At 71.0% G+C, this 7,283-nt stretch carries 7 protein-coding genes; 3 read left to right on the forward strand and 4 right to left on the reverse strand.

All coding sequences use genetic code 11. From position 1 onward, the window contains the following. Positions 1-89: 89 nt before the first annotated feature. Both OTB19_RS17205 and cdgB read right to left on the reverse strand, forming a co-directional pair. Positions 90-1,151, reverse strand: a complete 1,062-nt coding sequence (locus tag OTB19_RS17205; protein WP_267799118.1) for a CBM35 domain-containing protein — start codon at positions 1,149-1,151, stop codon at positions 90-92. Positions 1,152-1,219: 68 nt separating this feature from the next. Beyond that, a complete protein-coding gene (gene cdgB / locus OTB19_RS17210; protein WP_267799119.1) occupies positions 1,220-2,929 on the reverse strand; it encodes a diguanylate cyclase CdgB in 1,710 nt (569 codons plus the stop codon). A 312-nt stretch (positions 2,930-3,241) separates the two neighbouring features. On the opposite strand from cdgB, the gene OTB19_RS17215 reads away from it, so the two are divergent. Beyond that, positions 3,242-3,811 (forward strand): flavin reductase family protein, encoded by a 570-nt coding sequence (locus OTB19_RS17215; protein WP_267799120.1) that lies wholly within the window; start codon positions 3,242-3,244, stop codon positions 3,809-3,811. Between the two features lie 115 nt (positions 3,812-3,926). Here OTB19_RS17215 and arfB read toward each other — a convergent pair whose 3' ends face one another. Beyond that, a complete protein-coding gene (gene arfB / locus OTB19_RS17220) occupies positions 3,927-4,352 on the reverse strand; it encodes an alternative ribosome rescue aminoacyl-tRNA hydrolase ArfB (RefSeq protein WP_267799122.1) in 426 nt (141 codons plus the stop codon). A gap of 154 nt (positions 4,353-4,506) precedes the next feature. Here arfB and OTB19_RS17225 point away from each other — a divergent pair, with 154 nt between their 5' ends. Both OTB19_RS17225 and OTB19_RS17230 read left to right on the forward strand, forming a co-directional pair. Further along, positions 4,507-5,082, forward strand: a complete 576-nt coding sequence (locus OTB19_RS17225; protein ID WP_267799124.1) for a TerD family protein — start codon at positions 4,507-4,509, stop codon at positions 5,080-5,082. A gap of 71 nt (positions 5,083-5,153) precedes the next feature. Next, the gene (locus OTB19_RS17230; protein WP_267799126.1) at positions 5,154-5,684 is read left to right on the forward strand and encodes a GNAT family N-acetyltransferase; all 531 of its coding nucleotides are present in this window, start codon (positions 5,154-5,156) and stop codon (positions 5,682-5,684) included. A gap of 49 nt (positions 5,685-5,733) precedes the next feature. Here OTB19_RS17230 and OTB19_RS17235 read toward each other — a convergent pair whose 3' ends face one another. After that, positions 5,734-7,146 carry a M1 family metallopeptidase gene (locus OTB19_RS17235; protein ID WP_267799128.1) on the reverse strand — a complete coding sequence of 471 codons (1,413 nt, stop codon included), beginning with the start codon at positions 7,144-7,146 and terminating at the stop codon, positions 5,734-5,736. Between the last annotated feature and the right edge of the window lie 137 nt (positions 7,147-7,283).

Consider the following 7,283-nt stretch of genomic DNA (forward strand, 5'->3'; position numbering starts at 1 on the left):
GCGCACCACTCGCGTGGTGCGCCCCGCCCGTTCGTTCGGCCCGTTCGTTCGGCCCGTCTCGTTCAGCCCGTCGTGTGTACCGCGCGCGGTCAGCGCCTGACGTGTCCCCGGCCCAGGTTGAGCTGGTCGAAGATCGTCTCGCACTTGTCCCCGGCCTCACACGAGATCTTCATCGTGTTCGTGCCCTTCTTCAGGTTTATCCAGGCGAAGGTGGTCGTCCACCCCTTGTCCCAGGCACCCTCGGGGGCCTTGGCGAAGTTCGCCAGGTTCAGGCTCTGGTTGGGGCTCTGCCCGTTGACCGTCAGGGTCGCCTTCGCGTCCTTGCCGGGCACCCCGTAGTTCACGAAGAGCGTGTACTTGCCGTCCTCCGGCAGGTCGACCGTCCAGGTCAGCGCGGCGCCCTGGTGGTTGAACTCACCCACGTACTGGCCGCCGGTGCTCTTCGAGCCGGGCACGGCGCTCTGCAACTGCGCGCCGCCCGACAGGAACATGCCGGCACCCGCGGCGTCACCGTTCGGCAGCGGCGGCTGCGAGGCCTCCGGGGAGCCGCTCGGCTCGGGCTCCGTCGACTTCTTCGAGGGCACCGGCTGCGGGGACTGACCGGCCGCCTGGCCCTTGTCGTCCTTCTCCTTGCCGTCGTCGCCGAAGACGAGCGCCGCACCGATGCCGATCACGACCGCGCCGACCACGGCGACCGCCGCGATCAGCAGCCCGCGACGGTTGGAGCCGCCACCGCCGCCGCCGTGCCCGCCGTGCCCGCCCGGGGCCGTGACCACCTGGGTCTGCCCCTGCGCGGACTGGTGCTGCGGCGGAACCCCGTAGCCGCCCGCCTGCAATGCCTCGGGGGCCTGGTACTGGGCCTCGTAGGACTGCGGGGACTGCTGGTGGCCCTGCTGGTACGGGACGGGACCGCGCTGGCCGCGGGACGTCCGCTCGCCGACCGTACGCACCTGGTTGTACGAGGTCCGGGGGACACCGGGCTGCGCTCCGGCCTGGCCCCCGCCCGTCGGGCCGGGGTAGCCGTACCCACCGCCCGACGTGGGCGGGGTGGCTCCGGCGGCCTGGCCGTCCGCGTAGAGGTAGCCGAACGGATCATCGTCCTCGGGCTTGTTCGCCCCACTGTTCGGGCCGTTGTTCGCGGGCGTCGTCATCGCAGGTCACTCCTTTCGACCCACGGGAGCCTACCCCGAACACGTGCACCCACGGGCGCCCGATCGGCTCAGCCGGCCCTGCGGTGCGCCTTGGAACGGGACCGCTTCTCGATGTACATCCGCTGGTCGGCGGAGCGCAGCACCTCGTCCGCGGACATCCCGCACCCGGCCCATCCGATGCCGAAACTCGCTCCGACGCGGACCGCCCGGCCATCCACCCTGATCGGCGGGATGATCGCGTTGCGCAGCCGGACGGCCAGGTCGGCGGCGTCGGCCGCACCCAGTCCGTCCGCGAGGACGACGAACTCGTCACCACCCAGCCGAGCGACGGTGTCACCGTCCCTGACGCCCCTCGTCAGCCGCCGGGCGACCTCGATCAGGACCGCGTCACCCGTGTGGTGCCCGAACCGGTCGTTGATCGACTTGAACCCGTCGAGGTCACAGAAGAGGACGGCCAGGCCCTTCGTTCCGTCGTCGATCTCCGGGTCGGGCGCCACCGCGTGCACGTGGTGGTCGTACGGACCCGCCTCACCGGCGGCCGTCGCCCCGCCCACCGCGGCGCCCGGGAACTCGAACGGGTCGGGCGCCGCGAATCCGTGTGGGACGTCGGGTTGAAAGCCGTGCTCGACGGCACCACCCCCCTCGGGCCGCCCCTCGAACGCCGCGTCCAGCGCCTCCACGGCCGTGGCGCGCACGGACTGGGGCCTGCGACAGAGCCGCGCCCCCAGACGGGAACGCAGCTCGGCACTGTTCGGCAGGCCGGTCAGCGAATCGTGGCTGGCCCGGTGCGCGAGCTGGAGCTCGTGTCGCTTGCGCTCCTCGATGTCCTCGACGTGCGTGAGCAGGAAGCGGGGCCCGTCGGCGGCGTCGGCGACCACGGAGTTGCGCAGCGACACCCATACATACGTACCGTCGCGCCGGCCCAGCCTCAGCTCGGCCCGGCCGCCCTCGGCGGAGGTCCGCAGCAGGGTGCCGATGTCCTCGGGGTGCACGAGGTCGGAGAAGGAGTACCGGCGCAGCACGGACGCCGGCCGGCCCAGCAACCGGCACAGCGCGTCGTTGGTGCGCAGCAGCCGACCGTGCTGGTCGCCGCCCATCTCGGCGATGGCCATGCCGCTGGGCGCGTACTCGAAGGCCTGACGGAACGACTCTTCACTGGCGCGGAGCGCCTGCTGCTCCCTTTCGAGCCGAACGAGGGCCCGTTGCATGTTCGCGCGCAGGCGTGCGTTGCTGATCGCAATCGCCGCCTGGAAGGCGTACATCTGGAGCGCCTCGCGGCCCCACGCGCCCGGGCGCCGCCCGTTGCGCGGTCTGTCCACCGAAATGACACCCAGAAGTTCCCCGCCCGACGCATACATGGGGGCGTAGAGCCGGTCCTCGGGGTGCCACTCGTCCTCGAAGCGCGGGTCGGGGCCGTCGGTGTGCCACTGGGGGACGTCGTCCTCCATCAGGACCCAGCCCTCGGTGTGCGGGATGAAGCGGAGGCCGTCCCAGTTCTCGCCCATCGTCAGCCGGCGATCCCAGGCGGGTCGGGAACCGACGCGACCCGTGATCAGCGCCTCGGCGGCGGGGTCGCCCGCGAAGGCGGCGACGACGAGATCCCCGTCAGGGCGTACGAGGTTGACACAGGCGAGTTCGTAGCCGAGGCCCACGACGATGCCGTCCACGACGGTCTGCAGGGTGTCCGCGAGGCTCCGGGCCGTATTGAGCTCGGCCACCACCCGATGCAGCTGCCGCAGGGTCGCAAGACGGACGTACGGCTCCGACTCGGTCTCCATTGCTCGCTCTCCCCGAGACCTCGACAGCAACTCCAGGTTTGTCATCGGCGTTTCGTTGCGGTGTCCCGTCCACTGAATCACAGTGAGCTGTGCGGCAGGTACGCAGGGTCAACAAATCTTGCCTTCTGTGACTCAAGTCACATGAGATGACTAACGGGACCTTCCCGACGCCTTCGGACCGCACGTCCGCTGGGAGCGCTCCCCTACATTTACGAGAGCAAACGAGATGTGATGGCCTAGGCCAAGGGGTGGGGCGCGTCTCGGACTTGCGCCCGATGTGTGCGACGAGACGGTGAGACTAGCGTTCCAGGCGTGCCGAACACGACTCCCGTACCTCCCGCCCCCTTCCCGACCCCGCATCCTGAGGGGGTGAGCAACGACGAGTTCCGCGCGGCCATGTCCCGGCTCACGGCGGGCGTGTGCCTGATCACCGCACACGAACCCGCCCTGACGGCGGATGGCCCACGCGGCGAGGACGTCGGCATGACGGCGACCGCCTTCATGTCCGTCTCCCTCGACCCCCCGATGGTCCTGGTGAGCCTGCGCGAGGGCTCCCGCATGGACGACCTGTTGGCCGAGCAGCCGCTGTGGGGGGCGTCGATCCTGGCGGACGGCCAGCTCCAGGTGGCGGGCAGGTTCGCGATGAAGGGCCGGATCAGCGACCGTCTGTTGTTCGAGGGCCTGCCCCAGGTCCGCGGCGCCGTCTCGGGAGCTCTGCTGCTCACCGGCGCGCTGGCCATGCTGGAGTGCCGTACCGAGTCACGCGTCGAGGCCGGTGATCACACCCTGGTCCTCGCCCGCGTCCTCACGACCACCCTGCCGAACCCGGACGCGCCGCCGCTGACCTACTTCCGCGGCCGCTACCGCCACCTGTCGGGCTGACCCGAGGTCCGGCCCTCGGGTCCGGGGTTCGGGGTCCGGGGCGCGGGGTTCGGGTCTGCGGCGCGCGTTCAGGGTCCGGGGTCCCCGGGGGTTCCGGGGCGGGCCCCGACGGCCGTCACCAGTCCCGTGCGGTCCGCCCGCGCTTCGTCTCGCCCCGGGCCTTCTTCTCCCGCAGCCGCCGCTCGTTGATCCCCCGGGGGATCTTCGTGGCCCGCCGGGCCTTCGGCGGCGGCGCCGTCGCCTCCGCCAGCAGCGCGGTCATCCGTACGAGCGCCATCTCCCGGTTCCGGAACTGCGAGCGGTGCTCGGATGCCCGTACCGTCACCACCCCGTCCACCAGCCGCGAGGCGAGCCGCTCCAGCGCCCGTTCCTTCCACACGTCCGGCAGCGCCTTGGTCGCGGCCACGTCGAAGAGGAGTTCCACCCGCGAGTCCGAGGTGTTCACGTGCTGACCACCCGGCCCGGAGGAACGCGAGAACCGCCAGCCGAGCTCGCCCTCGGGCAACACGACCGAACCACGAATGACATAGGGACCAGGCATGCCCCCAATGATCCCGCCCCGGCCCGGCCCCGTCACCCATTTTTCGCCGGTGGAGGGGCCCTGGAACCTACGGACCCCCTCCCCGCGTTATGAAGGTCAGCGGTAACTTGGCCACATCTCGCGGTCATGTGACGACGAAGGGACACCAGTCAAAATGGCAGTAAGCCTGTCCAAGGGCGGCAACGTCTCGCTCACCAAGGAGGCCCCCGGCCTCAGTGCCGTCACGGTCGGCCTCGGCTGGGACGTCCGTACGACGACCGGTGTCGACTTCGACCTGGACGCCTCCGCCATCGCCGTCAACCCGACGGGCAAGGTCGTCTCCGACGGTCACTTCGTTTTCTTCAACAACAAGTCCACCCCGGACCAGACCATCGTCCACACCGGCGACAACCGCACCGGTGAGGGTTCGGGCGACGACGAAGCCATCAACGTCAACCTCGCCGGCCTGCCGGCCGATGTCGACAAGATCGTCTTCCCGGTCTCCATCTACGACGCCGAGACCCGCAGCCAGAACTTCGGCCAGGTCCGCAACGCGTACATCCGCGTCGTGAACCAGGCCGGCGGCACCGAGATCGCCCGCTACGACCTCTCCGAGGACGCGGCGACCGAGACCGCCATGGTCTTCGGCGAGCTCTACCGCAGCGGCGCCGAGTGGAAGTTCCGCGCGGTCGGCCAGGGGTACGCCTCCGGCCTGACCGGCATCGCCCAGGACTTCGGCGTCAACGTCTGATCTCCGCGGCCACGCCGCCGGTGAAGCCCCCTCCCCCCGTCCGGGGAGGGGGCTTCGCTACCGTTCGACCGGTGATCCTGCACCCGCTCGTTCCCGTCGACGGCGCCCTTCCCGGCCCGGTCCTCACCGAGATCGCCACGCTCTACGCGACCAACCGCGCGTTCTTCGAGCTCAGCGGCGACTTCCCCGACCCGGCCCGCATCACGGTGGAACAGGTCGCCGAGGCCCTCGCCGACGAGCTCGCCCACGAGGGCGCCGAGGTACTGATGGCCCGCTCCGCCGGCCGTCTCGTCGGACTGGCCGCCACGCTCGCCCATCGGGACGGGCCCTCCCCGGGTGATCCGGACTCCACCGACCCGGACCCCTGGATCGGCCTGCTCCTCATCGACGCGACCGCGCACCGCGCCGGCCACGGCAGCACCCTCGCCGGCCTCGTCGCGGACCGCTTCCGTGCCGCGGGGCGCACGGGGCTGCGGATCGCCGTGCTCGACAACAACCCGGGCGCCCTCGACTTCTGGCGGGCCCAGGGGTACGTGCCCCTGCGCCAGGCCACCGACCGGGACCTCGGGCGCCCCTGCACCGTCCTGCGCAAGGCCCTCTGATCCGCCGCCCCGAACGGGCGGTCGCCGTCGGTCGGCCTCGGCCCGCCGGTCAGGCCTCGGGGCGGTCCTCGCCGTACAGCCAGACGTCCCAGACCTCCGTCAGGTCGTGGCCCGTCTTCTTCTCCGCGTAGGCGGTGAAGTCGGCCGTGCTCGCGTTGCCGTGCCGGTGCTCCGCGGCCCAACCGCGCAGCAGCGCGGCGAACTTCTCGTCCCCGACCTCCTGGCGGATCCGGTGCAGCACCATCGCGCCGCGCGCGTACACGGGAGCCTCGGAGATGTCCTCCGGGCCCGGCGGGTCGGCCGGCGGAAAGGCGTCCCAGTCGGAGCCCGCGTCCGGATCGACCTTCGTGTCACCGGCGAGGAACGCGTCGAACCGTTTCTCCGCGCTGAGCCCGCCGTGCTCCTCGGCCCACATCCACTCGGCGTACGTGGCGAAGCCCTCGTTGAGCCACATGTCCTTCCAGGACTTCGGCGACACCGAGTCGCCGAACCACTGGTGGGCCAGCTCGTGCACGATCAGCACCTCGTCGGGAGCGCCCGAGTACACGGGTTTGGTCTGCGTCTCCAGCGCGTAGGTGAGGGTCCCGTCCGGCACCACGATCGTCCCCACCGTGCCGAAGGGATACGGCCCGAACTTGCCGCTGCCCCACTCCACGACCTCGGGGATCCGGGCGAGCGCGGGCGCGCTGTCCGAAGCCTCGTCCGGGGACACGGCGTTGTAGACGCCGATGCCGGAGGGGGTGCGGCCGGTGGACACCCTGAACTTCCCGATGGCGGCGGTCGCCAGGTAGCTCGCCATCGGCTCCGCGTTGTGCCAGGCGAACTCGGTCTGTCCGTCGCCGACCTCGGTGCGGGAGCGGAGTTCGCCGTTGGACACGGCCTCGTAGCCGTTCGGGACCGTCAGCCTGATGTCGTAGGCGGCCTTGTCGCTCGGGTGGTGGTTCCCGGGGAACCAGCCCATCGAACCGACCGGTTCCCCCACCGCCACGGACCCGTCCGCGGTGGTGATCCACCCCTCCTTGGAGCCGTCCGGGTCGGTGACGGGCTTCGGCGTACCCGTGTAGTCGATCTCGGTACGGAAGACCTCGCCCTTCTTCAGGTCCTCGGGCGGGCGCACCGTCAGCTCCGTCCCCGACCGGTTGAAACGGGCCGCCGCGCCCTGAACGGTGACGTCCTCGACGCGCAGACCCGCGAAATCGAGGTTGAAGGAGCTGAGCCCCTGCTCCGCGCGGGCCGTGATCACGGCCGTGCCGTGGAGCTGCTTGTCGGCCGGGTCGTAGGCCAGGTCGATGTCGTAGTGGTCCACCTGGTAGCCGCCGTTGCCGGCCTTGGGGAAGTACGGGTCGCGGACCCCGGACGCACCCGGCCGCCCCTGCACGGTGTCGCCCGTACAGCCCGCGGTGAGGGCGATCAGGGCGGCGAGGGCGGGGGCGGCGAGGCGGGAGAGCGCGCGTTGATCCACGCGTTCGATCCTAAGTGGTCTGCGTCGTAAATCCTTCGGGGGTTGACGTCGGGCTTGGCGTGCGCTTGCCCGTGTCAGGTGTCGAGACCGGTGAGGTGGAGGTGGCAGGCGGTGTCGAGTGCGTCCTCGGGGGTGCC

The organism is Streptomyces sp. H27-H5 (assembly GCF_026627505.1).
Classification (GTDB): Bacteria; Actinomycetota; Actinomycetes; order Streptomycetales; family Streptomycetaceae; genus Streptomyces.

Coding starts and splice junctions, on each gene's coding strand:
- OTB19_RS17205 (WP_267799118.1), bottom strand. CDS start 1,151: ATGACGACGCCCGCGAACAACGGCCCGAACAGTGGGGCGAACAAGCCC.
- cdgB (WP_267799119.1), bottom strand. CDS start 2,929: ATGGAGACCGAGTCGGAGCCGTACGTCCGTCTTGCGACCCTGCGGCAG.
- arfB (WP_267799122.1), bottom strand. CDS start 4,352: ATGCCTGGTCCCTATGTCATTCGTGGTTCGGTCGTGTTGCCCGAGGGC.
- OTB19_RS17225 (WP_267799124.1), top strand. CDS start 4,507: ATGGCAGTAAGCCTGTCCAAGGGCGGCAACGTCTCGCTCACCAAGGAG.